The following is a 23272-nucleotide window of genomic DNA, read 5'->3' as shown; positions in this document are numbered from 1 at the left end:
TAGCTTAACCCAACCGCATTCCATCTGACGGAACGGAGGTGTTTTTCAATGGAACGATCTCTGCGCGAGAGCCTCACCGGCCACAGCGGCCCCAGCCGCCGTCACGTCCTGCGGACCGGGGGCCTGCTGCTCGGCGCGCTCAGCGCTCCGGCGCTCCTCGGCGCCTGCTCCACGACCACCGGCGCGGACCGGGCCGGCAACGTCCTGCGGGTCTCCCAGCCGGGCGACCCCAAGACGCTGGACCCGCAGAAGCAGGGCGACATGGTCTCGATGAACGTCCTGATCAACATGTTCGACACCCTCACCACCCGCGGCCGGGACAACAAGCTGCACCCCAGGCTCGCCCTCTCCTGGAAGGCGACCGACGCGCGGACGTGGCGGTTCACGCTCCGCCCGGGGGTGACCTTCCACAACGGGGAGACGTGTGACGCGCGGGCCGTCGCCTTCAGCATCGAGCGCCTGCTCGACCCGGCCACCAAGTCGCCCATCGTCGAACTGCGCTTCGTCGAGGGCGTCACGGTCGTCGACCGGCTCACCGTGGACCTGCACACCACCGTGCACGACCCCATCCTGCCCGCCAAACTCTCCCTATTCGGCGGCGTGGTGGTGCCACCGCGCCACCTCGCCGAGGTGGGCGACGCCCAGTTCGCCGCGGACCCGGTGGGCACCGGCCCCTTCACCTTCGCCGGCTGGCAGCGCGACCACGAACTGCGCCTGCGCGCCTACGACGACCACTGGAACGGACGCCCGGCCGTCGACGGGGTGGTCTTCAGCCCCGCGCCCAACCCCTCGTCCTCCCTGGCCGCTCTCCAGAGCGGAGGCGTCGACCTCGTCGCCGGGCTCACGCCGGACGCCGCCCAGCAACTCGACGGCTACGGCGGCGTCTCACTCGACGGTCACACCGGCATCCGCACCGCCTACCTCTCCCTGAACACCCTGGAACGCGGACCGCTCCAGGACAGTCGCGTACGCCGGGCGCTCAACCACGCGGTCGACGTCCCTCTGCTGATCAAGGCCGTCCTCGGCGGCAAGGCCACCGAGACCCCCGCCCTCGTCCCGCGCGGCGCCTTCGGATTCGACCCCACCGTCAAGCCCTTCACCCGCTCGGTCAGCACGGCGCGCGAGCTGCTCGCCGAAGCCGGCTTCCCCCAGGGCTTCTCGACCACACTCACCGCCTCCAACGTCGACGCCAACGTCGCGGAGGCCCTGTCGGGACTGCTCGCCAGGGCAGGGGTGGACGCCCGCGTCAACCTGATCGACCCCGGCACCTACTCCGCCCGGCTCACCTCCGACAACCGGGGCGCCCTCGGCCCCGTCTACCTCGCCGCCAGCACCGTCTGGACGATGGACGGAGCCAGCATGGTCCAGTCCAACGTGCGCAGCGACCGCCGCCAGAGCCGCTGGCACTCCAAGGAGGCCGACCGGCTCGTCGACATCGAGGAACTGTCCGAGGACCCGGCCGAGCGCGAGCGGGCCTTCTCCGACCTCCAACGCCTGATGCGCGAGGAGGCCCCGTTCGTCTTCCTCTACCAGATCGACAACATCTTCGCCCGCAACGAGCGGCCCCGCTGGACCCCCGGATCGGCGGGCGTCCTCGCCATGGAGAGCGCGGAGGTGTCCCGATGAGCGCCACCACCCTCGACACACCACCCACCCCGACGCAGACACCCGCGCGCCGAGCCGACCGGGCGGGGGCGCTGCGCGGAGTCGCCCGGCGCCTCGCCACCGCCCTGTTCGTCCTCCTCTGCACGGCGACCGTCGCCTTCTTCCTCGTACGCCTCTCCGGCGACCCCGTGAAGATCCTGCTGCCGCCGGACGCCACCGCCGAACAGGAGCAGGTGCTGCGCCACTCGCTCGGCCTGGACCAGCCCCTCTTCGCCCAGTACCTCGACTACCTCCGGGGACTGATCCGGTTCGACTTCGGTGACTCCCTCGTCTACGGACAGCCCGTCGGCGAGATCCTCGCCGACCGGCTCCCGGCCACCGTCGAACTGGCCGCCGCCGCCCTCGCCGTGACCCTCGTGGTGGCGATCCCGGCCGGCATCCTCGCCGCCATGCGCCGCGGCCGGGGCACCGACCACACCGTGATGACCGGCGTCCTGCTCGGCCAGTCCGCCCCGCCCTTCTGGGTCGGCATCCTGCTCATCCTGGTCTTCGCCGTCTGGCTCAGGATCCTGCCCGCCTCCGGGTACGGCACCCTCGCCAACCTGATCCTGCCCGCCGTCACCCTCGCCGTGTACTCCGTCGCCGTCGTCGCCCGCCTGCTGCGCTCCTCGCTGATCGACGTCCTCTCCTCCGACCACATCCGCAGCGCCCGCGCCAAGGGCTTCGGGCCGTTCCAGCTGGTGCTCCGGCACGGGCTGCGCAACGCGTCCCTGCCGGTGGTGACCGTCATCGGCCTCGAAGTGGGCAACCTGCTCGGCGGCGCGATCCTCACCGAACGCGTCTTCTCCTGGCCGGGCGTCGGACAGCTCACCATCGAGGCGATCTCCAACCGCGACTTCCCCCTCGTCCAGGCCACCGTCCTCTTCTTCGCCGCCACTTTCGTCGTGGTGAACCTGCTCGTCGACCTCTCCTACAGCTTCCTCGACCCGAGGGTGAGGACGTCACGATGACCGTCATACCCCCCGCCGCGGCCGACCGGGCCCCGGCGAAGAAACCCCCCGGCGGCCCGCGCTCCGTCGTCCTGCGCGCCCTGCTGCGCAACAAGCTCGCCGTACTGGCCCTGGCCGTCCTCGCCCTGCTGCTCGTCGCCGCCCTGTTCGCCCCGCTGATCGCCCCCTACGACCCCAACACGCAGGACCTGCTGATCCGGCTGCGGCCCCCGGCCTGGCAGGACGGCGGCACCGGCGCCCACCTGCTCGGCACCGACCAGCTCGGCCGCGACATGCTCTCGCGCGTCATCCACGGCGCCCGCGTCTCCCTGCTCGTCGGCGCCGGAGCCGCGCTGCTGGCCGGCGTGATCGGCACCGCCGTGGGCCTGGCCGCCGGCTACTTCGGCGGCTGGGCCGACCGCACCCTCATGCGCCTGGCGGACGTCCAGCTCGCCTTCCCCTCGCTGCTGCTGGCCCTGGCCGTCGTGGGCTTCCTCGGCTCCGGCCTGTGGCTGGTGGTCCTGGTGCTCGGCTTCACCGGCTGGGTCTCCTACGCCCGGGTCGTGCGCTCCGAGGTGATGTCGCTGCGCACCCGGGACTTCATCACCGAGGCTCGCGCGATCGGCGTCACCGACGTCACCATCATGCGCCGCCACCTGCTGCCCAACGTCATGGCGCCGCTGGCCACCATCGGCACCTTGCACGTCGCCGCCGCCATCGTCGCCGAGGCCTCCCTGAGCTACCTCGGCCTCGGTGTCCCCAAGGAGACGGTCACCTGGGGCGCCATGCTCGCCGACGGCCAGCTCTACCTGGGCACCTCCTGGTGGGTCGCCGTCTTCCCCGGCATCGCGCTGATGCTCACCTCCCTCGCCATCAACATCACCGGCGACGCCCTGCGGGACGTCGCGGACCCGAAGGCCTACCGCCGATGACCACCGAACGAGCGACCACCGACCCGCACCCCGCCGACGCGCGGCCGCTGCTGGAGATCGACCGCCTCAGCGTCGACTTCCGCCTGGAGAGCTCCGTCGTCCACGCCGTCCAGGACGTCTCCCTGCACGTGCACGCCGGCGAGACCCTCGCCGTCGTGGGGGAGTCCGGCAGCGGCAAGAGCGCCACCGCCCTCTCCGTGCTGCGCCTCAACCCGAGCCCGCCCTGCGTCTACACCGGCGGCCAGATCCGCTTCGACGGCCGCGACCTGCTGACACTCTCCGAGAAGGAGCTGGGCCGGGTACGCGGCCGGGACATCGCCATGGTCTTCCAGGACCCGATGACCTGCCTGGACCCGCTCCAGCGCGTCGGCACCCAGGTGGCCGAGGTGCTCCGCCTCCACACCGGCCAGTCCCGCGCCGAGGCCAGAAAGGCCGCCCTGGCCGCCCTGGACGAGGTCGGCATCCCCGACCCGGAGGTGCGCTACCGCCAGTACCCGCACGAACTCTCCGGCGGCCTGCGCCAGCGCGTGATGATCGCGACCGCGCTGGTGACCCGCCCCCGCGTGGTGATCGCCGACGAACCGACCACCGCCCTCGACGTCACCGTGCAGCGCCAGATCCTGGACCTCCTCGTCAGCCTCCAGGACAAGCACGACATGGCCGTCGTCCTGATCACCCACGACCTCGCCGTGGTCGCCGAGACCGCCGACCGGGTCGCGGTCATGAACAAGGGCCGGGTCGTCGAGACCGGCGACGTCCTCGACGTCTTCGACCGTCCCGCCGACGCCTACACCCGCAGGCTCCTGGCAGCCACCCCGCGACTGGAGGCGGCATGACCACCGCGACAACCGCACCCGAGACCGGGCAGCCCCTTCTCGAACTGGACGGACTGCGCAAGGAGTTCGGCACCCGGCACACCAACGTCGCCGTCGCCGGAGTCTCGCTCCGGGTACACGAGGGCGAGACTCTGGCGCTGGTCGGAGAGTCGGGCTGCGGCAAGACCACCCTCACCCGCATGCTGCTCGGACTCCTCGACCCCACCGCCGGCAGCGTCCGCTTCGACGGACAGGACCTCGCCACCCTCACCGCGTCCCAACTACGTGCCGTACGCCGGCAGATGCAGGTCGTCCTCCAGGACCCCTACTCCAGCATGAACCCCCGCATGCGCATCACCGACATCGTCGCCGAGCCCCTCGTCACCCACGAGCCCGAGGCCCGCGGCCGGCGCGCCCGCGCCCGCAACCGGGAACGGGTGGGCGAACTCCTCGAAGCCGTCGGCCTGGACGCCGCCATCCAGGACCGCTACCCGCACGAGTTCTCGGGCGGCCAGCGCCAGCGCGTCTCCATCGCCCGCGCCCTCGCGCTCCGCCCCCGCCTGCTCGTGCTCGACGAGCCCACCAGCGCCCTCGACGTCTCCGTCCAGGCGACCGTCCTCGACCTGCTGGCCGACCTCCAGCGACAGCTCGGCCTGACCTACGTGTTCGTCTCGCACAACCTCGCCGTGGTGGCGCAGGTCGCGGACCGGGTCGCGGTCATGAGCCGGGGAAGCCTGGTCGAGGTGGGGGAGGCTACGACCGTACTGCGCACGCCGCAGCACCCCTACACGCGCCGGCTGCTGGACGCCGTACCGGTGCTCGACCCGCGCGAGGGCCGCCGGGCCGCACGGCGCGCCGCCGCCCAGACCGGCGAGGCCGGCCGATGACCCGCGGCCCGCTACAGACGGGACAGCACGAGCCCTGCCCCGCCGAGCAGCGCCACGTCGTCGACGGCGGCCGTACCGACCAGGACCCGCGGCTGCTCGGCGCCGGCGAAGGCGACCGCCTCGCGCAGCCGCTCCTCCACCAGGGTGCGGAAACGCTCACCGCCCTCCCGCGCCTCACCGTGCAGGATGAACAGGCCCGGCGCGAAGAGCTGCTGCACGTTCACCAGCCCCAGGGCGAGATTGTGCGCGTACTCCTCCACCACCTGCCCGGCAAGGGCGTCCTCGCTCCGCACCAGCTCCTCCAGAGACGCCTGCGCGAGCCCCGCGGCACGCGTCCGCGAGCGCAGCCAGCCGGTCGTGGCAAGCGTCTTCCAGCAGCCCCGGCTCCCGCACGTACAGCGCTCACCGCTGGCCGACACGGTCATGTGCGCGCCGCTGCGCCCGCCGGGCGGCGCCATCACCTCGCCGTCGTAGAGGACGCCCACGCCCAGCACCTCGCCGGTCGAGACCGAGGCGAAGGTACGCCGGCCCCGGCCCGCGCCGAACCAGCGGTCGCCGAGCACCTGCAGCCTCGCCCGCTGCTCCACCCGCACCACGGTCCCGGTGAGCGCGCCGAGCCGCTCCGCGACCGGATAGCCGTGCAGCGCCGGCACGTCGTTGACCTCCAGGATCAGCCCGGCCAGGGGGTCCACGAGCCCCGCGGCGGCCACCCCGACGCCCTGGAGGTCGTGGGCGGCGAGGAGCTCGGCGGCGGCGGCCAGCGCCCGGCCGATGTCCTCGCCCGTCGCCCCGGCCGCGTCGAACGCCACCTCGGTGCGGTCCAGCACCTGCCCCGTCATGGAGACCACGGCGGCCCTGACCAGCCCGGGAACCAGCTCGACGGCGCCCAGCCGCCGTGGCGCCGGGGGAGTGGAGGGTTGCGGCGCGGCCTCGGGGACCAGTCGCAACAGAGAACTTTTGTGGACCATGAGCCGACTCTGCCACGGCCCTGTTTCGGAGAGGTAGCACCGTGAGCCAATCGAGACTGACCGAACTCACCTGGCGCGAGGTACGCCGCGCCGGAGAGAACGGCATCGCCCTGCTGCCCATCGGTTCGCAGGAGCAGCACGCCGCGCACCTGCCGATGGGTACCGACACCCTGCTGGTCGAGGCGGTCGTGGACCGGGCCCTGGCCCTCCTCGACCGCGAAACCCCGGCGCCCGAGGTGGTACGGCTGCCCGCGCTGCCCTTCGGGCACAGCCCGCACCACCTCTTCGCCGCCGCCGTCTCGCTCTCCGCGCAGACCCTCGGCGCGGTGCTGGACGACGTCCTCGACTCCCTCGTGACCAGCGGCTACCACCGGATCATGGTGGTCAACGGCCACGGCGGCAACGACGAGATCATGCGGCTCGCCGTGAAGCGCCTCGCACTACGCGCCGAGGTGTCCGCCGCCGCCTGCTCGTACTGGACCGTCACCGACGGCGACCCCGGGACCGGACGGGAGGCGGAGGTCACCCCCGGCCACGCCGGCTGGTTCGAGACCTCCCTCATGCTGGCCGCCCACCCCGGCCTGGTGCGCACACCCGTGCCCGCCCGGACCCCGGTGGAGCCCCCGCCCCTCTTCGACCACCCGCCGCACCCCGGCCTGACCGTCGAGCGCCACGGCGAGTGGGAGCGGGTCGACGGCTCCACCGACGACGCCTCCGGCGCCGACCCCGACCGGGGCAGCCGGCTCCTGGACGGCCGGGCCCGGGGGCTGGCCCGCGCGATCCACGCCTTCGACCAGGCCACCAGGTCATCCCCACGAACCGAGGAGAAGATATGAAGATCACCGACGTCGACGTGTGGGTCGTCAACCTGCCACTCGTCAACCCCTTCACCAGTTCCTTCGAGACCAAGACCGGCGAGACCCGCACCGTGGTGCGCATCCGCACCGACGCCGGCACGGAGGGCTGGGGCGAGACGATGTGGGGCGCCCCGGTCGCCGCGATCGTCCGGCAGATGATCCCGGACCTGATCGGGACCAGCCCCTTCGCCCGCGAGAGCTTCTTCCGCAAGCAGCACATGGTCCCCTTCTTCTACGGCTACCTGGGCTACGCGGCGACAGCCGCCGTCGACGTCGCCTGCTGGGACGCGATGGGCAAGGCCACCGGCCAGTCCGTCACCGACCTGCTCGGCGGCGCCGTACGGGACGAGGTCCCCCTCACCGCGCTGATCACCCGCGCCGACGCCCCCGGCGCGACCTCCGCCGGCCTGCCCGCCGCCATGGCCGAGCACGCGGTACGCGTCGTCACCGAGGGCGGATTCACCGCCGTCAAGCTCAAGGGCACCCGCGACTGGGAGGGCGACGTCGCCATCCTGCGAGCCGTCCGCGCCGCCCTGCCCGAGGTCAACCTGCGCGTCGACCCGAACGCCGCCTGGTCCGTCCCCGACTCGGTCCGCGCCGGCATCGCCCTGGAGGAACTGGACCTCGAGTACCTGGAGGACCCGTGCACCGGCATCGAGGGCATGAGCCAGGTGAAGGCCAAGGTCCGCATCCCGCTCTGCACCAACATGTGCGTCGTCCGCTTCGAGGAGTTCGCCCCGGCGGTGCGGCTGAACGCGGTGGACGTCATCCACGGTGACGTCTACAAGTGGGGCGGCATAGCCGCGACCAAGGCGCTCGCCGCGCACTGCGAGACCTTCGGCCTCGGCATGAACCTGCACAGCGGCGGCGAACTCGGCATCGCCACCGCCGCCCACCTGGCGGTGGTGGCCAGCACCCCGGTCCTCTCCCGGGCCATCGACAGCATGTACTACCTGCACGCCGACGACATCATCGAGCCGCTGCACCTGGAGAACGGCCGGCTGCGCGTGCCCTCGGGACCGGGGCTCGGCGTGCGCGTCGACGAGGACAAGCTCCGCCACTACGCCGGAGTCAACGAGCGCGAGGGGGACCTGACCGGATGAGCGAGCACCACGGCATACAGGCCGTCCGTACCGGCGGAGCGCCCCGCCCCGCGGGCGCCTACTCGCAGGGGGTGGTGGCGGGCGGCTTCCTGTTCACCGCCGGTTTCGGACCCCAGGACCCCGGCACCGGCGAGATTCCGGAAGGCGTCGCGGACCAGACCCGGCAGGTGCTGCGCAACGTCGGCGCGGTCCTCGCCGAACACGGGCTCTCCCTCCGGGACGCCGTCAAGGTCACGGCGCACCTCCAGCACCTCAAGCGGGACTTCGCCGCCTACGACGCCGCCTACCAGGAGTTCTTCGAGGAACCCTGCCCCGTGCGGACCACCGTCGGCTCCGACCTGATGGACATCCTCGTGGAGATCGACGTGGTGGCGCTCCTGCCCGGCACGCGCACTCCCGGGTGACCTCCCCGTGCCCGCCCGGCCCCCGGGGCCCGGCGGGCACGCGCGGCGAACGGGTCCGGGCTCCCGCTCTCAGCGGCCGCCCAGCGCCCGCCGCAACACCGCCACCTGCTCGGCCGCCGCCCGGCGGGAGAGCGCGACCCGGGGGAGGGCCCCGTCGAAGCCGTGGAAGGCGCCGGGCCACAGGCGGAACTCGGCCGGTACGCCCGCCTCGGCCAGCCGCAGCGCGTACCGCGCGCACTCGTCGCGGAAGACCTCCAGCTCACCGACGTCCACGTAAGCGGCGGGGAGCCCGGACAGGTCGGCCGCGCGGGCCGGCGCGGCGTACGGCGGGACCGCCTCGGTACCGGCGAGCGGGCCCAGCAACGCGGACCAGCCGAAGAGGTTGTCGGCGCGCGGCCAGGCGACCGCCCGGCTGAACTCCCTGCTGGAGGGCGTGGTGTTCCGGTCGTCCAGCATCGGGCAGAGCAGGAGCTGGAAGGCGAGCGCGGGGCCGCCGCGGTCCCGGGCGAGCAGGGCGGTGGCGGCGGCGAGGCCACCGCCCGCGCTGATCCCGCCCACCGCGAGGCGGTGCGGGTCGATGCCGAGTGCCCGCGCCCGCCCCGCCGTCCACCGCAGCGCGCGGTAGCAGTCCTCGACGGGCACGGGGTGGGGGTGCTCGGGCGCCAGCCGGTACTCCACGGACACCACCACGCACCCCACCTCCCGCGCGTAGGCGGAGACCCGGGCGTCGTCCGCCTCCGGTGTGCCGAGCACCATGCCCCCGCCGTGGAACCAGACCAGGCACGGCGCGGGCACCGGAGCGTTGGCCTCCGGCCGGTAGATCCGCACCCGCAGCGCCTCGGGCCCCGGCAGCCGGTGGTCGCGGACGCGGACGCCCTCGACGGGGCGCGTGGCGTCGGACTCCGCGCGGGCGGCGCGCAGTTCGGCCAGACTCGCACGGCTCAGCCGGTCGAGGAGGGTGGGCCGGGGCGGGCCGGCGGCAAGGGCCGCCGAGATCTCCGGGTCGAGGCGGGGGTCCAGGGACATGGGCGTGGCCTTTCTCGAACGGAGCGGTGGCCTGGGCACGCCGGCGGCGGACCGGCGTGCCCCGGCCGGTGCCGTCAGCCGCGGGCGACCGCGAGGGAGCCGGCGAGCCGTTCCCCCGCCTCGTAGACCATGTACGGCACACCCCGGTCGGTGCCGAAACTGGGGGAGGCGGCGCGGCCGTTCTCCGGGGCGGCGCTGCCGGAGTCGTAGAAGACGCCGAGGTGGGCGCGGCGGGAGAAGTCGTTGCCGACCTCGCTGATCAGCATGTTCCCGCCGTTCTCCTTACCGGTGTGGTAGACGACGTAGGCGCTGCCTCCCCGGGTCAGCAGGTGGGGGCCGCTGAGGTTGTTCACGCCCACGTCCGAGTGACGGATCAGCGGCTGCTGGGCGAAGCTCCAGACGCGGCCGTCGGCGGACCAGCCCCAGCCGATGTCCCGGTGGTTCGACTGGTTGTTGATCATGAACAGCATCACGTACCGGGCGCCGCGTGCGGGCAGGTCGTGGCGGAAGACGCGGGCGTAGGAGGTCTCGTTGGTGCCCGCGGGAAGCATGTCCTTGGTGAGGACGGTGCGGTCGTAGGTGAAGGTGATGCCGTCCTTGGAGCGGGCGAGGCGGGTCGTGTGGTTCTCGCCGTGGAAGTACAGCCACAGCTCGCGCACGTCCTCGTTCCACAGGACGTGCGGCGAGGAGACGTGGCTGACCTTGTAGTGGGGCTGCCAGTCGTTGGTGACCAGCGGGTTGGCGTGGTACTCCGTGAACGGCCCCTCCAGAGAGTCGCCGTAGGCCAGGCAGATGCCGCCGGGCGCGTCGTGCGGCGCGTAGTAGAGGTAGTAGCGCCCCAGCGGGGAGGAGAGCCGGTCGTAGACGCCCCGGATGCACGGGAAGATGATCTCGCCGGTGGGGTTGTACTTCAGCTGCGAGGGCGTGAGGAGCGGCTTGAGGTGGCGGTAGTCCGGGAAGCCGCCGGGGGCCGCGGCGGCGCTGCCCGCCCACGCGCCGCTCATGCCGAGCCCGGCGGCGGCCGCCGTCCCGGCCACCGCGCCGCGCAGGAAGATGCGGCGGCCGGGCAGGGCCGGGCCGTCCCCGGTGTTCTGGTGCTGTGTCATGTCCTTCTCCGTCCCGAAGAGGTCGACGTTCACAGGTAGGTGGCGGCGGTGACGCAGAGACCGCCGAGGGCCACGGCCCACACGTAGGGCAGGGTCCGCAGCATCACCTGCTGCGGGGTGGTCCCGGCGTACTGCGCGCTCCACACGGTCTGGGTGCTGGTGGGGTCGGCGACGCCGAACACCTGGTTGTAGGAGGTGGCGAGGCCGAGCACGGCCACGGCCGGGTAGATGCCGGCGGCGATGAGGACGCCGGCGATGCCCGCGCCGAGGCCGTAGACGTTCAGCGGCCCCCGGTAGAGGCAGAGCGGTACGAGCAGGGTGAAGACCAGCACGAACAGCACCGGGTTCTGCGGGCTGACGGCCTTGACCAGCGGCTCCAGCGACTCGACCGCGCCGGGCAGCTTCACCGCGGCGAGCAGGATGCCGATGGCGACGAACAGGACGATCGGCGCGGCCGCGACCTCGAAGGAGCCGTACAGCGTGCGCAGCAGCCGCTTGTTCATGTCGCGCGGCTTGGTCGTCGTGACCAGGGCGAACAGCACACCCGCCAGCATCGAGGGGAGGATCGCCACCTCCAGGCCCAGGGCGAGGACCAGCGGCACGACCGGGGTCAGGAGCGCGTACCAGGGCGCGTCGCCGAGCTGCTCACGGCGCGAGGCGGGCTTCGCGGAGGCCGACTTGAGGGACCAGGCGTGCTCCACGCCCCGCCTGCGGGTCTCCACGAGCACGAAGAGGACGGCGGCGGCCAGCGCGAACGGGAAGAGCTTCAGCATGAACCCGCGCACCGTCGGCACCGGCAGTTCGAGCGCGGTGGAGAAGAACTGCCAGATCGGCAGCTCGAACGGCATGCCGGCGGCGATGCCCATCAGGATCGTCCCGGCGGCGGTCACCTTGGGGATGCCGACGGCGATCATGGCGGGGATGCCGATGATGCCGGCGAGCATCGCGGCGGGCGCGGACCCGGTGACCGTACCGACGAGGGTGGAGACCGCGAGGACGCCGAGGGCGACCACGACCGGGCGGTCACCGCCGAACTCCACGATCTTGCGCACCAGCGTCCCCGCGATGCCGGTCTCGTCCAGGAGCCGGCCCAGCCAGGAGCCGAGCAGGATCGCGATCATCGTGGCCGCGAGGGCCGGCGCGCCCTCCTGGAGCACCGTGTCCAGAACGCTGTTCTCACCGGTCAGCGGTGCGCCGGCGACGAAGGCGATGACGACGCCGAGGAGGACGAGCGCGAAGGCGGTGGGCAGTTTACGGGTGAGCATCGCGGCGACACCGGCCGCCATGACGAGAAGGATGACGACGCCCATGGCGTTACTTCTTTCTTCCGTGCGGGGAACCCTGCGGGCGGCCGGGGGGCGGTTCGACGGCGAGAGCCAGGGCCGCCGTCAGCAGCAGAGGGCTGCGGCCCAGTCCGCAGACGGCGCGGGCGTGGCTGTGGGCGGCGATCTCGTCGGCGCCGGCGACGTGGCCGTGGACGGTGTGGCGCCCGGCGCGCAGCACCACGTGGCCCAGAGCCCGCTTGAGCGACTTCTTCGCCGGGCCGTGGTGCAGCTGTTGGTGCACCGCCTCGTGCGCGACGGCCGCCGCCCGCACCGACCCGGCCGGGTACCAGTGCCGCCACCCGAGCCGGTCGACCAGCTCCTCGGCGAGGGCCAGCGTGTCGGTGAACAGCTCCACGGTGGGCACCGGCCGCGAGGAGTAACGGGCCAGCAGCCCGCGCGCCAGCCCGTCCTCGCTCTCCACGATCCGTGCCGACGCCTTGACCGGCGGCAGGGCCGCGCCGAACGCGTCGGCCGTACGGGCCCAGTGACGCAGCAGCTCCGCATCGCGTCCCGCGTGCGTCGGCGTGTTCACGAGCAGCCGGACGCCGAACTCGACGTCGTCCAGCTCCGCCAGCTCCCCGGCGGCCGCCAGGCCCGGCCGGTCCGGAAGGACGGCGCTCATGCGCGCACCTCCACCACGGCGACGACCGGCTCGTCCGCGGCCCGCGCCCGCAACTCGCTGCGGGCGAGCGCCAGCAGCGGGTCCGGGTCGAGCACACCGGACAGGTCGGCGATGCGCGAGCCGAGCAGCAGCCGCAGCGCGGGCGCGCGGATCCCGCCGTCCCCGTACGACGTGGCCTCCTTCACCAGCCGCGCCAGCGTCTCCGGGGCCTGGCCCACGGTGGTCTCCGCGACCCGGGCGTCCGGCGCGTGCAGCCGGACCACGCCGTCGGCGTCCACCACCCGCACCGGGTGCCGGTCCGCGCGGAAACGACGGTGCACCTCGGTCCCGTACACCGTGTGCGCGGGCGTCCCCGCGAGCACGCGCACCGCGGCGGGGTCGGCGTGCAGGCTCTCGGCGGCGGCCCGCAGCCGGTCCGCCTCACCGGCCCGGTGGGCGCGGTCCTGGGTGCGCAGTTCGGTGGCGCCGGTCGCCACCGCCCGGACGGTGTGGGTCTGCGGGTCGACCGTGACCTCCACCTCCACCCCCTCGGCGGCGGCCCCCTGCGCGATGACGGCGGCCTCCGCCTCCGCGCGTACGGCGAGGATCTGCTCCTGGCCGGCGCCGGGGACGATGCGCTCGACCTGTTCCCTGATGAGGGCCAGGGCCACGCCGATGGGGCTGATCACCTCGTTGTGGCGGGCGATCCTGCCCGGCAGGCCGGTGACGGCCGCCAGGTGCGGGGTGACCGTGGCCGCGCCGCCGCCCCCGCCGACGAGGAGGGCGGTGTCCTTGTCGAGGCGGTAGTCGCGCATCATCTCCTCGGCCACCGCCCGCACCTGGTCCGTCCCCGCGTCCAGCAGCCGCGCCGCCGCCGTGGCGACGTCGGTGCCGAGGACGGCGGCCAGCGGAGCGAGCGCCGCCTCGGCCGCCGCCGGGTCGCAGCGGGCGAAGTCCCCTTCGGGCACCCGGCCCAGCGCGTTGGCCGCGCAGGTCATGGTGATCGCGTAGCGGCCTCCGGCGGCGTCGAGCACCGCGTAGTCGGCCGGGTCGTCCGCCATCGGCCGGATCAGGGTCAGCCGGGCGTCGCGCAGCTCCTCCGGCTCGGCGAAGCAGGCGTAGGGGAGCCCCGCGATGTGCGCGCTGCGCGGTCCCACGCCGACGACCTTCCGGCCGTCGACACGGACCATCGAACCCCCGCCGACGCCGACGGTCCGCACGTCCAGCGCCGAGAGGTACGACGGGCGGCCCAGCATCGTCGCGTGCCGGACGGCGACCTTGCCGCGCCGGACCACGCTGATGTCGGTGGAGGTGCCGCCGGTCTCCAGGAAGAGTCCCTCGCTGACGCGTTCCTGCATCAGGGCCCCGGCGACGCCCGCCGCCGGGCCCGAGAGCACCGTCAGCAGCGGTCTGCGGCGCATCTCGTCCAGCGACATCACACCGCCGTCGCAGCGCATCACCATCAGCGGGGCGCTCACGCCCGCCTTGGTGATGGAGGCGTCGACCAGGTCGGCGGTGGCGAGCATGCGCGGCAGGATCGCCGCGTTCACCACAGCGGTCCGGGTGCGCTTGTGGAGCCCGTAGAGAGAGGTGATCTCGTGCGCCGCCGTCGTCGGCAGGCCGCGCGCCCGGGCGGCGGCCGCGACCGCGTCCTCGCCCTCCGGCCGGTCCACGCTGAACGGCTGGCTGGCGACGACGACCTGCGCCCCCTCCCGGGTGACCGCGTCGAGCGCCGCCGCCACGGCGGCCGTGTCGTCCGGGTCGTCCACGTGGGCGTAGGCGAGCGGCAGCCGCTTGCCGGGCGTCAGTTCCAGCTTGCGGAAGGCCGCCAGCCTGCGGGTCAGTGCCCCGCCGGGGCCGGTGCCGACGCCGATCAGGCCGACGGTGGCCACATCGCCCTCCAGCAGGGCGTTGGTAGCCTGTGTCGTGCCGTGGGCGAGGAAGGTCACGTCCTCGGGTGTGTGGCCGGTCTGTTCCAGCAGACGGCCGAGAGCTTCGACGATGCCGTGCGCGACACCGTCCTCGTGGTGGTGGCTGGTCGGTACTTTCACCTGCCCCAGCAGGTCGAGGCTGGTGGCGTCTACGGCCACGGCGTCGGTGAAGGTTCCGCCCACGTCTATGCCGACGCGGATGCGGTGGGTGTTCATGGCTGGGCACCTCCTTGTGCGGATGGCAGGGCGAGGGCGGTGGGTGCGGGTCTCGTGAGAGACCCGGCCCCGGGCCGGGCGGGCACAGGTGGAGCTGTGCCCGCCCGGCGCTCCGCGCCCGCCCCGGTGGGCCGTGCGGTGAAGCGGGGTGTTGCCGTGGTGCGGCGGGTTCAGTAGCCGCGCACGTCCGGCCAGTGGCGCTGCACGCCGTCGCGGTCCAGCAGGGCGGCGAAGACCTCGAACCGCTTGTCCTCGGCCTGGACCTGACGCGGTTCCACGTCCTCGGCGACGCAGTGGGCGGCCAGGGCACCGGCGACCTCGCCGATGTTCCATTCCACCGGGTGGAGCCGGTAGCAGCCGTTGGTGATGTGGGTCGTCCCGATGTTCTTCCCGGCCGGCAGCAGGTTGCGGACGCGGCGCGGGACGAGCGCGCCGAGCGGGATCTCGAAGGGCACCGAGCCGATGTCGACGTAGTTGTCGCCGCCGGTCGAGGGATGCAGGTCGATGCGGTAGTTGCCGACGCCCACGGAGTCCCGGTACCGGGTGCCGCCGTACGGGCCGACGAGGTCGATCGAGACGTCGTGCTCGGTGACGGTGGTGACCGCCTTGATCCGGCGCGACTCGCGCACGTACGGCGCCTTGGCCAGGCCGTCCGGGGTGCCGGTGACGTCCGGGCGCAGCCGCAGCCCCGGGAAGCCCCGGCCGCCGTCGGCGCGGGGCGCCTCGGTCTGGAGCCAGTACAGGACCGACAGCGAGAGCTGGCGTGCCTCCGCCAGTGCCTCGGCCGAGGTCTGTTCACCGCCGCCGATCAGCGGCTTCAGCCAGTAGTCGTTCAGCGGCCAGTTGACCAGCGTGATGTCGGAGTCGAAGGCGCCGGGCCTGTGCAGCTTGCGGGCGAGGATGCGCCGGAACCCGAACAGCTCCTTGTCGCCGGCGTCGGCGGACTGGTCGGCGTCGACGTCCAGCGGGTCCAGCTCCGGGTTGGGGACGAAGGTGCGCGGCACCGCCTGAAGGCTGCGCGGATCGGGGGCGAGGAAGCCGAGCAGCGGCCCGGGCCAGAACTCCGGCCGGTAGGACCGCCAGAAGTCGTAGTCGGCCGGGCGCTCGATGGTGTGGTCCTCGCCCTCGTGGTGCGAGAGCGCGAAACACACCGTGATGCCTTGCTGGTTGAGGGGCTGGGCCTCCTCGGGGGCGTGCGGTTCGCCGAACTCGCTCCGTGCCTCGGCGCCGGTCACGTGCTCCACCCCGGCCAGCTCCAGCAGTTCGCCGGTCTCGGTGGCGTCGACGACGTACCGAGGCCGGAAGGTGCGCCGGTCGCCGGAGCGGATGTCCGCCACCGTCACCGACCGCACGGTGTCGTCGTCGCCCGCCTCGGCGGCGACCGGCCGGTGCTCGGTCAGCAGCGTCAGCAGACCGGCGGAACGGTAGGGCGCGATCATGGCCTCCAGGACCGCGAGCGCCACCCGCGGCTCGTGGCAGAGCTTGCTGACCCGTCCCGCGCCCGGGTTGAGGTTGCGCAGGGCCAGGGCCTCGGAGCGCATCGGGTACCACTGCCGGTAGTAGTCCCGGACGGCCTCGCGCATCCTGCGGTACGAGGCGGTGGTGCCGAACTCCTCGACCCACGGGTGCTCGTCGGGCGGGACCGCCTGCGAGGTGAGCTGGCCGCCTATCCAGTCCGTCTCCTCGGTGAGGACGACGGTGCGTCCCGCCCGGCAGGCGGCGAGGGCGGCGGCCACGCCGCCGAGTCCGGCTCCCACGACGAGGATCTCGGGTTGGGATGTCACGGTTCTCCTTGAAGTGCTGTGCGTAGGTGTCGCGTCGGTGCGCCGCCCGCTCCTCACCCGGGCGGAGTGGCCGGTCAGGGGTGTCCGGGGGCCGGGCCCGCCGTCGCGCCGGTACGGAAGGCGCAGGCCACCAGGGGTTCGGTGGCCTCCTCCCCGGCCACCAGCGCGGCGAGCAGCCGGACGGCGGCCGCACCGAGCTGGGGCCGGGGCACGTCGAAGCCGGTGGGGACCGGATCGCCCGCCAGGTCCGGCGGCGGGCTGCCGAGGAGGGCGAGGGAGGCGTCGCGGGGGCAGTCGACGCCCGCGTCGCGAGCGGCGTCGCACAGGGCGCGCCAGGCGTCGCCGGTGTCGGTCTCCTCCGCGACGAAGGCGGTCACGCCCTCGTCGAGCCAGCCCCGCAGCCGCTCGGCGGTCAGCTCGCGCCGGGGATCGGCGGAACGGAAGACGGCGGCGGGCCCACCGGACAGCCCCGCCTCCTCCAGCCCCTTGAGGAAGCCGTGCTCGCGGTCGGTGGAGGCCGGGGCGTCGTCGTCCTCGCGTACGAGCACGATGTTCCGGTGCCCGAGCGCGGCGAGCCGTGCCACGACCGTCCGGCTGGCGCTGATGTAGTCCGCGCCGACCCAGGCCAGCCCCTCCAGCTCGTCCCGCCGCCCGAGGTGGACGACGGGGAAGCCGTCGGCGACCAGCCGCAGCAGCTCGTCGGCGGGGGCGTGGCGTCCCAGGAAGAGACAACCGTCGGCCAGCCGCACCCGGTTGAGGGCCTGGGGCCCGGCCGCGCCGGCGCCGCCCGTGCTGGAGCCGGTGAAGAGCACGAGGTCGAAGCCGCGGGCCGCCGCCTCCTGCTCGACGCCGACCAGGAACGGGTAGTACGAGTGCTGCACGTCGGTCGGGAAGGTCGAGGTGAAGCTGAAGACCCCGAGCAGGTTGTTCCGCGCGGCGGCCAGCCGGCTGGCCGCCGGGTCCGGGACGTAGCCCAGGGCCCGTACCGCGTCGAGCACCTTCTGCCGCGTCTCCTCGGAGATCGCCACGCCCTGCTTGCGGGCCCCCAGCACCAGCGAGACGGTCGCCTGCGAGACCCCGGCCAGCCGTGCCACCTCGGCCTGGCGCGGCCGTGACGTACGACCGGCGGGGGAGGGCGTCCGCCCCCGGCGAGCCCGCTTCCTGGCTTCTTCCACGGTGTTCCTCCGGATCGCTAATGCGTATTAGTAATGCGCATTAGCGAGTACTGTGAACCCGTGTTCGGCACCGGTCAAGGGATCGCGCAAGACTTCTTTTCGGCCGCGATGGCCGAAGCGGCGTCAACCTTCGTGGGCGGCGGGCGGTCTTCCCGGGTGACGTTCGGGACGAGCGGGGACGAGGAGGAGATGGTGGCTCTGCAGACCTCAGTGACCTGGGTCGACGTACGGGAGAGGTTCCCCGAGATCGGGATGCCGGTCGCGGCGGCGATCACCGGGCGGTACCCGGCGGAGGGCGACGACGGTGACAGGGCGTCGGGCGAGGAGTTCTGGCTGGTGAGACCGATGTACTACACCGACTGGTACGAGACGCGGGACGGCGTCACCCGCCACCACTGCTTCGTCGACTCCGACGAGGTCGTCCGCCTCCCCTACGACCGGGACAGCGACGACAGCGTGACGCACTGGGCGGAACTCCCCACGCTACCCGGCACCGAGACCCACTTCCTCGGCGGGCAGCACGTGGAGCCGGCGCTACGCCGCGCCTGGCAGAAGCCCGCCGGCGCCTGAGCCGTGTCGCCGCACGGCAACGGGTGCGGCCCCGTCAGCTCATGACGGGGCCGCACCTTTTGATGCCGGTCGGAGAGTTCGCTACCCGCAGTGGATCTCCGCCTGCGTCCGGGCCCGAAGGTCCTCGACGGAGACGTCCGGTGCCAGTTCGATCAGGCGCAGGCCCTCGGCGGTGACGTCCAGGACGCACAGGTCGGTGATGATCCGGTCGACGACGCCCTTGCCGGTGAGGGGCAGGGAACACTCGTCGACGATCTTGAAGCTGCCGTCCCTGGCCACATGCTCCATCAGGACGACCACCCTCCTGGCGCCGTGCACCAGGTCCATCGCGCCGCCCATCCCCTTGACCATCTTCCCGGGGATCATCCAGTTCGCGATGTCGCCCCGCGCCGACACCTGCATGGCGCCCAGAATCGCGGCGTCGATCTTGCCGCCCCGGATCATGCCGAAGCTGGTCGCGGAGTCGAAGAACGAGGCACCGGGGCGAACGGTGACGGTCTCCTTGCCCGCGTTGATCAGGTCCGGATCGACCTGGCCCTCGGCCGGGTAGGGGCCGGTGCCGAGGATGCCGTTCTCGGACTGGAGCACCAGTTCCACGCCGGCCGGGATGTGGTTGGGCACCAGCGTCGGCAGACCGATGCCGAGGTTGACGTAGTCCCCGTCGGACAGCTCCGCCGCCGCGCGGGCCGCCATCTGCTCACGGCTCCAGCTCATCGCACCATCCTCTTCTCGATCCGCTTGTCGGCGGCCTGCTCGGGCGAGAGCGCGAGGACGCGGTGCACGTAGACGCCGGGCAGGTGCACCTGGTCGGGATCGAGCGCGCCGGGTTCGACCAGTTCCTCGACCTCCGCGACGCAGATCCGGCCCGCCATCGCGGCCAGGGGGTTGAAGTTCCGGGCGGCCTTGTCGAAGACGAGGTTGCCGTGCCGGTCGCCCTTGGCCGCCCGGACCAGGGCGAAGTCCGCCACGACGGCGTGCTCCAGCACGTAGGCGCGGCCCTCGAACTCCTGGGTCTGCTTGGGAGGGGAGGCGATCTCGACGCCGCCCGCGCCGTCGTACTTCCAGGGCAGGCCGCCCTCGGCCACCTGGGTGCCGACGCCGGTGGCGGTGAAGAACGCGGGTATGCCGGAGCCGCCGGCCCGCAGCCGCTCGGCCAGCGTGCCCTGGGGCGTCAGCTCGACCTCCAGCTCCCCGGCGAGGTACTGCCGGGCGAACTCCTTGTTCTCGCCGACGTAGGAGGCGACGATGCGGCGGACGCGGCCCGCGTTCAGCAGCAGACCCAGCCCCCAGTCGTCGACACCGGCGTTGTTGGAGACGACCTGGAGCCGGTCGGCGCCCGAGCGGAGCACGGCGTCGATCAGCACGGCGGGTATGCCGCACAGGCCGAAGCCGCCCACCGCCAGCGTCGCTCCGGAGCCGAGGTCCTCGACCGCCCGGTCGGCGGAGGTGACCACCTTGTCCATCAGACCTCCCCGCCGTGGCGCGCGGGGAGGACGCGCCCGCGCGCCTCACCGAAACCGATACGGGTGCCGCCCGGCCCGGGGGCGGTGGCGCGCAGCACCACCTCGTCCCCGTCCTCCAGGAAGGTCCGCCGCTCCCCGGCGACCGTCACCGGCTCCGCTCCGCCCCAGGTCAGCTCGATGAAGGCACCGCGCTGATCCTTGGCCGGCCCCGAGACGGTGCCCGAGGCGAACAGGTCGCCGGTACGGGTGGGTGCGCCGTTGACCGTGAGATGGGCCAGCATCTGCGCGGGCGACCAGTACATCGCCGAGTAGGGCGGCCGGGAGACGACCTCGCCGTTCCACTCGACCTCCAGGTCGATGTCCAGGCCCCAGGGCACGTCGAGCGCGAGGTAGGGGAGGACCTCCGGTTCCTGGACGGGGGTGCGTACCCTGGCCTCCGTCAGGGCCAGCAGCGGCACGACCCACGGGGAGACGGTCGAGGCGAACGACTTGCCCAGGTTGGGGCCGAGCGGCACGTACTCCCACGCCTGGATGTCGCGGGCGGACCAGTCGTTGAAGAGGACGACGCCGAAGAGGTGCCGCTCCGCCTGCCCGGCCGCGACGGGCTCACCGAGCGCGTTGCCGGTGCCCACCACGAAGCCCAGTTCGGCCTCGATGTCGAGGCGCACCGAGGGTCCGAAGACCGGTGCCGGGTCGCTGGGGCCCTTGCGCTGTCCGGCGGGGCGGACGATGTCGGTCCCGGAGACCACGACGGAGGCGGCCCGGCCGTGGTAGCCGACCGGGAGGTGCTTCCAGTTCGGCATGAGGGGCTCGGGGTTGTCCGGACGGAACAGCCGGCCGAGGTTGGCGGCGTGGTGCTCCGACGCGTAGAAGTCGACGTAGTCGGCCACGTCGAACGGCAGGTGGAGGGTCACCTCGGCGGCGGAGTGCACTGCTTCGCGGGGGACCTCCCCGCGCAGCGCGGCGGCGATCGCGGACCGCACCTGGACCCAGCGGTCGTGGCCCTGGGCCATGAAGGGATTGAGCGACGGGCCCGCGAACACCTCGTCGCCGAGGAGCGTCGCGAGGTCGACGACGTGCTCGCCGTAGCGGGTCCCGACGCGCGGGGCGCGGCCGGGCAGCGAGTAGACCCCGTACGGCAGGTTGTGGAGGCCGAACAGGTCGTCCGGGGGCACGTCGAGGCGGAGGGTGGGGGATGCGGTCACAGGAGGTCCTTGGTCAGATCCGGGTCGAGCAGGCCGAGAGCCGCGAGCTCACCGACCGGCTCCGCGAGGGAACAGGTGCCGAAAGAGCGGAAGGCCGTCCGGACTTCCGGGGAGAGGGCGCGGACGAGCCCGGCGACCGTGGTCGCGTCGCGTTCGGCCAGGACCGCGACGACCTCCTCTTCACCGGCGCCGTTGAGCGCGGCGCCGGTGGCCGCCAGCAGGTTGAGGTGTCCGTGCTGCTCGAAGCCGGTTCGCGGGTCGGTGTTGCGCACCGAGTGATGCAGCCCCGCCGTGGCCTTGAACGGGACCTGGGCTCCTACCGCGAGGAGCACGGCGCGCGCCAGCTCCCGCTCGTCGGGGTACAGCTCGGCCCGTACCCCGCCGGTGCGGAACTTCGCCAGGAAGGGGGAGTCGGCCAGCGCCGCGATGAGTCCGGCCCGGCGTCGGTCGCGCGGCACCTCCACGTACACGGTCACCCCGGTGCGGTCGTCCGCGCCCTTCAGGGCCGTGGAGAGCCGGGGCACGATCTCCGCGGTGGGCACGTCCTCGGGAACGGCGACCTCCAGGCAGCGCGGCCGGGCCGCGGGCAGCGCGGTGACCGACGCCAGTGCCTGCCCCGCCGCCTCGGGGGAGGGGACCGTGACCGCGAGGTCCAGGGAGTCTCTCCCGAGGCCCGCCGTCAGCCCGGCCAGTTCGGGCAGCCGGGCCTGCGGCACCACGAGAGGTCCGACGAGCGGCGCGTGGGCGGCGGTGACGTGCCGGAGGTGGGCGGGGACGGCCCGGTCCAACGGCAGCTCGCCGGGCGGGAACACCGCGGCGTCGTCGCAGAACGCGGCGAACAGCTCCGCCGGGACCGGCCCGGCGCCGGGCGGTACGGTGGCCGTCACTTCCCGGCCTCCTTGCCGCCCTTGGCCCAGGAGTAGGCGTAGACGCCGTCGTCGCAGGCGCGGGCCGCCTCACCGAGTTCCAGCGGCCGGAAGGTGTCGACCATGACGGCCAGCTCGTCGAAGAACTCCGCTCCCACGGACCGCTCGTAGGCGCCGGGCTGCGGCCCGTGCGGGTGGCCGCCGGGGTGCAGGCTGATCGAACCCTGCCCGATCCCCGAGCCCTTGCGGGCCTCGTAGTCCCCGCCGCAGTAGAACATCACCTCGTCCGAGTCCACGTTCGAGTGGTAGTACGGCACCGGGATGGCGAGGGGGTGGTAGTCGACCTTGCGCGGCACGAAGTTGCAGATGACGAAGTTGTGCCCCTCGAACACCTGGTGGGCCGGCGGCGGCTGGTGGACCCGGCCGGTCAGCGGCTCGAAGTCGCGGATGCTGAAGACGTACGGGTAGAGGCAGCCGTCCCAGCCGACCACGTCGAAGGGGTGGTGCGGCAGCGTGTGCACGGTGCCCGCGATGCCGCCCGGGCCGTTGCCCCGGTGCTTGATGTACACCTCGACGTCCCGCTCGTCCACGACCCTGAGGTCCACGGGGCCACGGAGGTCCCGCTCGCAGAAGGGGGCGTGCTCCAGGAGCTGGCCGAAACGGGAGAGGTAGCGCTTGGCGGGGGTGATGTGGGAGTTGGCCTCGATGGCGTACACCCGTACCGGACCGTCCGGGACGATCCGGTAGGTCGTGGCGCGGGGGATGACGACGTAGTCGCCTTCGCCCACCGGCAGATCACCGAAGACCGTCTCGACCCGGGCCGTGCCGGCCTCCACGTAGAGGCACTCGTCGCCGATCGCGTTGCGGTAGTACGGGCTGGTGGTGTCGGCGACGACGTAGGAGAGCCGGACGTCGGCGTTGCCGAGCAGCAGCCTCCGGCCCGTCACCGCGTCGGTCCCCGGGACGCCCTCGCCGAACAGGTCGTGCGTGGAGAGGTGGCGGGGCGTCAGGGGGTGATTGGGGACGAGCGACTGGTCCGGCAGTTCCCAGACCCGGTACGCCGCGATCGAGGACGGGATGTTCACGTGGTAGAGCAGCGAGGAGTCGGAGGAGAAGCCCTCCTCGCCCATCAGCTCCTCGAAGTACAGCGACCCGTCGGGTGCCCGGTGCTGAGTGTGGCGCTTGGGCGGGATGTTCCCCGCCACGCGGTAGTACGGCATGCCTGTCCCTCTCCTGTCGGCGGTTCGCCCCCGGCGGTCGGTACCCGGAGCCGGACGCCGAAGGCGCCGGGTCGGGAGTCGGCCGCGGGGAAGGCGCGGCCCGCGCCGGGCGGTGGGCGCGGGCTCCGGCGTCCGGGGACGCGCCCGGCGGCTTCGTCCTGGAGGTGTCGTCGTCGCTCCGACCATGTGTGCGCCTGGCGCACACTTCTGTGCGGTGTCCGCAA

22 protein-coding genes are annotated in these 23272 nt (G+C 73.1%); 9 read left to right on the top strand and 13 right to left on the bottom strand.

Going from position 1 to position 23272, the window contains the following annotated elements:
- The first annotated feature begins 48 nt into the window (after positions 1 to 48).
- From IF45_RS0105330 to IF45_RS0105310, 5 genes are read left to right on the top strand one after another with little or no spacing between them, the layout of a single operon-like run.
- On the top strand, positions 49 to 1626 hold the full coding sequence (locus IF45_RS0105330) for an ABC transporter substrate-binding protein (protein WP_030305836.1): 1578 nt from the start codon (positions 49 to 51) through the stop codon (positions 1624 to 1626).
- Positions 1623 to 2615, top strand: a complete 993-nt coding sequence (locus tag IF45_RS0105325; protein ID WP_008406766.1) for an ABC transporter permease — start codon at positions 1623 to 1625, stop codon at positions 2613 to 2615. Before IF45_RS0105330 ends, IF45_RS0105325 begins: the two co-directional genes overlap by 4 nt.
- Positions 2612 to 3526: an ABC transporter permease gene (locus IF45_RS0105320; protein ID WP_030305835.1), complete on the top strand. Its 915-nt coding sequence runs from the start codon at positions 2612 to 2614 to the stop codon at positions 3524 to 3526. Before IF45_RS0105325 ends, IF45_RS0105320 begins: the two co-directional genes overlap by 4 nt.
- Entirely contained in the window at positions 3523 to 4362 is an 840-nt protein-coding gene (locus IF45_RS0105315) for an ATP-binding cassette domain-containing protein (protein WP_051720669.1), read from the top strand. Before IF45_RS0105320 ends, IF45_RS0105315 begins: the two co-directional genes overlap by 4 nt.
- Complete coding sequence (locus IF45_RS0105310; protein ID WP_030305833.1) at positions 4359 to 5228, top strand: ATP-binding cassette domain-containing protein; 870 nt, start codon at positions 4359 to 4361, stop codon at positions 5226 to 5228. Before IF45_RS0105315 ends, IF45_RS0105310 begins: the two co-directional genes overlap by 4 nt.
- 11 nt (positions 5229 to 5239) lie before the next feature.
- Here the strand turns inward: IF45_RS0105310 and IF45_RS0105305 are convergent, their stop codons facing one another.
- Positions 5240 to 6175, bottom strand: coding sequence for an ROK family protein (locus tag IF45_RS0105305; RefSeq protein ID WP_030305831.1), 936 nt, complete (start codon positions 6173 to 6175; stop codon positions 5240 to 5242).
- Between the two features lie 62 nt (positions 6176 to 6237).
- Between IF45_RS0105305 and IF45_RS0105300 the strand changes: the two genes are divergently transcribed.
- Genes IF45_RS0105300 through IF45_RS0105290 form a run of 3 tightly spaced genes read left to right on the top strand, consistent with a single transcriptional unit; the run spans position 6238 to position 8560 of the window.
- Positions 6238 to 7032: a creatininase family protein gene (locus tag IF45_RS0105300; protein WP_030305828.1), complete on the top strand. Its 795-nt coding sequence runs from the start codon at positions 6238 to 6240 to the stop codon at positions 7030 to 7032.
- On the top strand, positions 7029 to 8156 hold the full coding sequence (locus IF45_RS0105295) for a mandelate racemase/muconate lactonizing enzyme family protein (protein ID WP_010640098.1): 1128 nt from the start codon (positions 7029 to 7031) through the stop codon (positions 8154 to 8156). The genes IF45_RS0105300 and IF45_RS0105295 overlap by 4 nt, the downstream gene beginning before the upstream one ends.
- On the top strand, positions 8153 to 8560 hold the full coding sequence (locus IF45_RS0105290) for a RidA family protein (protein WP_008406773.1): 408 nt from the start codon (positions 8153 to 8155) through the stop codon (positions 8558 to 8560). Before IF45_RS0105295 ends, IF45_RS0105290 begins: the two co-directional genes overlap by 4 nt.
- Before the next feature lie 69 nt (positions 8561 to 8629).
- On the opposite strand, the gene IF45_RS0105285 is transcribed toward IF45_RS0105290, so the two are convergent.
- The 7 genes from IF45_RS0105285 to IF45_RS0105255 form a co-directional block, all read right to left on the bottom strand.
- Positions 8630 to 9586 carry an alpha/beta hydrolase gene (locus IF45_RS0105285; protein ID WP_030305824.1) on the bottom strand — a complete coding sequence of 319 codons (957 nt, stop codon included), beginning with the start codon at positions 9584 to 9586 and terminating at the stop codon, positions 8630 to 8632.
- 74 nt (positions 9587 to 9660) lie between these two features.
- Positions 9661 to 10692 carry a glycoside hydrolase family protein gene (locus IF45_RS0105280; protein ID WP_030305821.1) on the bottom strand — a complete coding sequence of 344 codons (1032 nt, stop codon included), beginning with the start codon at positions 10690 to 10692 and terminating at the stop codon, positions 9661 to 9663.
- Positions 10693 to 10721: 29 nt separating this feature from the next.
- Positions 10722 to 12002 (bottom strand): TRAP transporter large permease, encoded by a 1281-nt coding sequence (locus tag IF45_RS0105275; RefSeq protein WP_030305819.1) that lies wholly within the window; start codon positions 12000 to 12002, stop codon positions 10722 to 10724.
- Positions 12003 to 12006: 4 nt separating this feature from the next.
- Positions 12007 to 12639: a hypothetical protein gene (locus tag IF45_RS0105270; RefSeq protein WP_008406777.1), complete on the bottom strand. Its 633-nt coding sequence runs from the start codon at positions 12637 to 12639 to the stop codon at positions 12007 to 12009.
- Positions 12636 to 14765: a hydantoinase/oxoprolinase family protein gene (locus tag IF45_RS0105265; protein WP_030305817.1), complete on the bottom strand. Its 2130-nt coding sequence runs from the start codon at positions 14763 to 14765 to the stop codon at positions 12636 to 12638. The genes IF45_RS0105270 and IF45_RS0105265 overlap by 4 nt, the downstream gene beginning before the upstream one ends.
- A 170-nt stretch (positions 14766 to 14935) precedes the next feature.
- Positions 14936 to 16549 (bottom strand): FAD-dependent oxidoreductase, encoded by a 1614-nt coding sequence (locus tag IF45_RS0105260; RefSeq protein ID WP_008406779.1) that lies wholly within the window; start codon positions 16547 to 16549, stop codon positions 14936 to 14938.
- A gap of 74 nt (positions 16550 to 16623) precedes the next feature.
- Positions 16624 to 17724 carry a LacI family DNA-binding transcriptional regulator gene (locus IF45_RS0105255; protein ID WP_086022157.1) on the bottom strand — a complete coding sequence of 367 codons (1101 nt, stop codon included), beginning with the start codon at positions 17722 to 17724 and terminating at the stop codon, positions 16624 to 16626.
- Between the two features lie 189 nt (positions 17725 to 17913).
- Here IF45_RS0105255 and IF45_RS0105250 point away from each other — a divergent pair, with 189 nt between their 5' ends.
- Positions 17914 to 18294, top strand: coding sequence for an AQJ64_40280 family protein (locus IF45_RS0105250; RefSeq protein WP_030305814.1), 381 nt, complete (start codon positions 17914 to 17916; stop codon positions 18292 to 18294).
- A gap of 81 nt (positions 18295 to 18375) precedes the next feature.
- Here the strand turns inward: IF45_RS0105250 and IF45_RS0105245 are convergent, their stop codons facing one another.
- Genes IF45_RS0105245 through IF45_RS0105225 form a run of 5 tightly spaced genes read right to left on the bottom strand, consistent with a single transcriptional unit; the run spans position 18376 to position 23048 of the window.
- Positions 18376 to 19008, bottom strand: a complete 633-nt coding sequence (locus IF45_RS0105245; protein ID WP_008406782.1) for a CoA transferase subunit B — start codon at positions 19006 to 19008, stop codon at positions 18376 to 18378.
- Entirely contained in the window at positions 19005 to 19757 is a 753-nt protein-coding gene (locus IF45_RS0105240) for a CoA transferase subunit A (protein WP_030305812.1), read from the bottom strand. Before IF45_RS0105240 ends, IF45_RS0105245 begins: the two co-directional genes overlap by 4 nt.
- On the bottom strand, positions 19757 to 20962 hold the full coding sequence (gene fahA, locus IF45_RS0105235; protein ID WP_030305810.1) for a fumarylacetoacetase: 1206 nt from the start codon (positions 20960 to 20962) through the stop codon (positions 19757 to 19759). Before fahA ends, IF45_RS0105240 begins: the two co-directional genes overlap by 1 nt.
- Positions 20959 to 21849: a hypothetical protein gene (locus IF45_RS0105230; RefSeq protein ID WP_030305809.1), complete on the bottom strand. Its 891-nt coding sequence runs from the start codon at positions 21847 to 21849 to the stop codon at positions 20959 to 20961. The genes fahA and IF45_RS0105230 overlap by 4 nt, the downstream gene beginning before the upstream one ends.
- Positions 21846 to 23048 (bottom strand): homogentisate 1,2-dioxygenase, encoded by a 1203-nt coding sequence (locus IF45_RS0105225; RefSeq protein WP_008406786.1) that lies wholly within the window; start codon positions 23046 to 23048, stop codon positions 21846 to 21848. The genes IF45_RS0105230 and IF45_RS0105225 overlap by 4 nt, the downstream gene beginning before the upstream one ends.
- Positions 23049 to 23272: the final 224 nt, after the last annotated feature.

Origin of the sequence: Streptomyces albidoflavus (assembly GCF_000719955.1) — a bacterium.
GTDB classification, from domain to species: domain Bacteria; phylum Actinomycetota; class Actinomycetes; order Streptomycetales; family Streptomycetaceae; genus Streptomyces; species Streptomyces albidoflavus.
Note: the sequence above shows the minus strand (reverse complement) of the source record. Positions and strands in the feature narration are given on the sequence as shown.

Bases quoted from the DNA above. Each gene is read 5' to 3' on its own strand.
- IF45_RS0105295 (WP_010640098.1), top strand. From the start codon at position 7,029: ATGAAGATCACCGACGTCGACGTGTGGGTCGTCAACCTGCCACTCGTC.
- IF45_RS0105225 (WP_008406786.1), bottom strand. From the start codon at position 23,048: ATGCCGTACTACCGCGTGGCGGGGAACATCCCGCCCAAGCGCCACACT.
- IF45_RS0105285 (WP_030305824.1), bottom strand. From the start codon at position 9,586: ATGTCCCTGGACCCCCGCCTCGACCCGGAGATCTCGGCGGCCCTTGCC.
- IF45_RS0105290 (WP_008406773.1), top strand. From the start codon at position 8,153: ATGAGCGAGCACCACGGCATACAGGCCGTCCGTACCGGCGGAGCGCCC.
- IF45_RS0105275 (WP_030305819.1), bottom strand. From the start codon at position 12,002: ATGGGCGTCGTCATCCTTCTCGTCATGGCGGCCGGTGTCGCCGCGATG.
- IF45_RS0105310 (WP_030305833.1), top strand. From the start codon at position 4,359: ATGACCACCGCGACAACCGCACCCGAGACCGGGCAGCCCCTTCTCGAA.
- IF45_RS0105250 (WP_030305814.1), top strand. From the start codon at position 17,914: ATGGTGGCTCTGCAGACCTCAGTGACCTGGGTCGACGTACGGGAGAGG.
- IF45_RS0105280 (WP_030305821.1), bottom strand. From the start codon at position 10,692: ATGACACAGCACCAGAACACCGGGGACGGCCCGGCCCTGCCCGGCCGC.
- IF45_RS0105330 (WP_030305836.1), top strand. From the start codon at position 49: ATGGAACGATCTCTGCGCGAGAGCCTCACCGGCCACAGCGGCCCCAGC.
- IF45_RS0105315 (WP_051720669.1), top strand. From the start codon at position 3,523: ATGACCACCGAACGAGCGACCACCGACCCGCACCCCGCCGACGCGCGG.
- IF45_RS0105320 (WP_030305835.1), top strand. From the start codon at position 2,612: ATGACCGTCATACCCCCCGCCGCGGCCGACCGGGCCCCGGCGAAGAAA.
- IF45_RS0105245 (WP_008406782.1), bottom strand. From the start codon at position 19,008: ATGAGCTGGAGCCGTGAGCAGATGGCGGCCCGCGCGGCGGCGGAGCTG.
- IF45_RS0105270 (WP_008406777.1), bottom strand. From the start codon at position 12,639: ATGAGCGCCGTCCTTCCGGACCGGCCGGGCCTGGCGGCCGCCGGGGAG.
- IF45_RS0105240 (WP_030305812.1), bottom strand. From the start codon at position 19,757: ATGGACAAGGTGGTCACCTCCGCCGACCGGGCGGTCGAGGACCTCGGC.
- IF45_RS0105265 (WP_030305817.1), bottom strand. From the start codon at position 14,765: ATGAACACCCACCGCATCCGCGTCGGCATAGACGTGGGCGGAACCTTC.
- IF45_RS0105325 (WP_008406766.1), top strand. From the start codon at position 1,623: ATGAGCGCCACCACCCTCGACACACCACCCACCCCGACGCAGACACCC.